This is a genomic window from Acidaminococcus sp. AM05-11, assembly GCF_003472805.1.
In the GTDB taxonomy this organism is placed as follows: Bacteria; Bacillota; Negativicutes; order Acidaminococcales; family Acidaminococcaceae; genus Acidaminococcus; species Acidaminococcus hominis.
Window position 1 is genome coordinate 1 of sequence record NZ_QRMX01000063.1, and the last position, 1,725, is coordinate 1,725.

Consider the following 1,725-nt stretch of genomic DNA (forward strand, 5'->3'; position numbering starts at 1 on the left):
ATACGTCCACAAGCGTTTTCAAGCCGTACTTTCCCGTAACGTTCTTCCAATTTTCTAAGGCTGGAGCAGGCTTTGTAGCCCTGTTCTGGGGCTTTTCCGCTAGTAAGGAAATACTGCACAGTCTTTTCTGTCATGGGACCAACAGTCGTTGCCCAACGAGTGAAATCATCCGTATTGTAGGTCAGGTACCTTTGGTGTGCAAGGGGCATGTGCTCTAGGTTTATCAGCGGATCTCTCTGGACGGTCCGCAAACGACGGTGGCTGGCAACACGGCTGCCGTGGAAGAATACTTCTACAGTAGTCTTTGTCACCCGAATGTCTACCTTTTCGCCAATCAAGTTGTAAGGGACTGAATATTTGTTCTTGCCATCTGAAATAAGATAATCATTGGGAACTTTGGCTACCGACCAAACAGCAGCCTCAAAATCTGTAGGTGGCAGAGGACGCATATATTGCTTTTCTTCTTCCAGATAGGCACTGTAGCGGGAACCTGCCATCTGCTTAAAGGGGCGGTTGTTCATTTCTTTAAGTTTTTCCGCAATAGCCTCATTCATTTCATGAAGGGAAAAGAACTTTGGCTACCGACCAAACAGCAGCCTCAAAATCTGTAGGTGGCAGAGGAAGCATATATTGCTTTTCTTCTTCCATATAGGCACTGTAGCGGGAGCCTGCCATCTGCTTAAAGGGGCGGTCGTTCATTTCTTTAAGTTTTTCCGCAATAGCCTCATTCATTTCATGAAGGGAAAAGAATTTCCTTGAACGTAAGGCAGCAAGAATCCAGGTTTCAGCAAAACGCACAGAAGCTTCTGCGGAGCTTTTATCCTTAGGCCTGCGCACACGGGCTGGTACAATTGCCGTACCATAATGTTCAGCCAATTCCTGGTAACTGTGGTTTAGGATTGTTTCATACTTAGTATTAGACGTGGTTGCAGTTTTGCAATTGTCAGGAATTAGAAGCCGAGGAACACCACCATAAAACTTGAAGGCGTGGATATGGCAGTTCAGCCAGTTCTCAGTTTTCATATCGTCGCAGGCTTCTGCATAGGTATAATAACTGCACGGCAAGGTGGCAATAAAGAGATACGCTGGGCTTGTACTGCCGGTTACCGGGTCATATACGGGAAGAGTATCCCCAGCCCAGTCTACCTGCATGGCATCGCCAGGTTTATGCTGAATACGCATGGTAGCTTTGGTTACCCGAGCCCATTTTCGGTATTTCTCTGCAAATTGTGTACTCATATAAGGCGTTTTGCCAGTCTCGTAGCACTGTCTGCAATATTCTTCCCATAGAAGCGTCATCGTTACACCAGATTTTGCTAGTTCCCGATGGATGTAGGGATAGTCTGGTTCAACATAAAAAACTTTGGTCATGCTCTTTCTTGGGAATAATATTGTTTCCAATTCAGCATTAGTGATGCTGGAATCCAGCGGCCAGCTAATGCCTTGTTGGTCTGCAGCCTTGTAGACTGCACTGATGGTTGGGCGAGAAGCAACTTTGGTTAAAGCTATCCCGCGTTGAGTGCACCCCTTGCTTCGCAGCATAAGAATCTTTCGGTAATCCGTCATATGAGGACCCCCTTATACTAAAGTCACACGAGAACCGTGTGCTATCTTCAGTATGAGAGTTATTGAGCAGGGTGGCAAATACTTCCGGAAGGATGGTCAAATAACTGCGGCAGAGTGGTAAAAAAAGTCCGTGCACATGGCAAAATCGTATCGGTATAT

Annotated in this window: 1 protein-coding gene and 1 pseudogene; both read right to left on the reverse strand. The window is 46.2% G+C overall.

Features of this window, described 5'->3' with window-relative positions:
* Positions 1-554, reverse strand: a pseudogene (locus DW089_RS11210) (IS21 family transposase); the annotation flags it as partial.
* A gap of 1 nt (position 555) precedes the next feature.
* Positions 556-1,566 carry an IS21 family transposase gene (gene istA / locus DW089_RS11215; RefSeq protein ID WP_118287300.1) on the reverse strand — a complete coding sequence of 337 codons (1,011 nt, stop codon included), beginning with the start codon at positions 1,564-1,566 and terminating at the stop codon, positions 556-558.
* Positions 1,567-1,725: the final 159 nt, after the last annotated feature.

What these genes read in the sequence shown, in the direction of transcription:
- istA (WP_118287300.1), bottom strand. Translation starts at nt 1,566, where the DNA reads ATGACGGATTACCGAAAGATTCTTATGCTGCGAAGCAAGGGGTGCACT.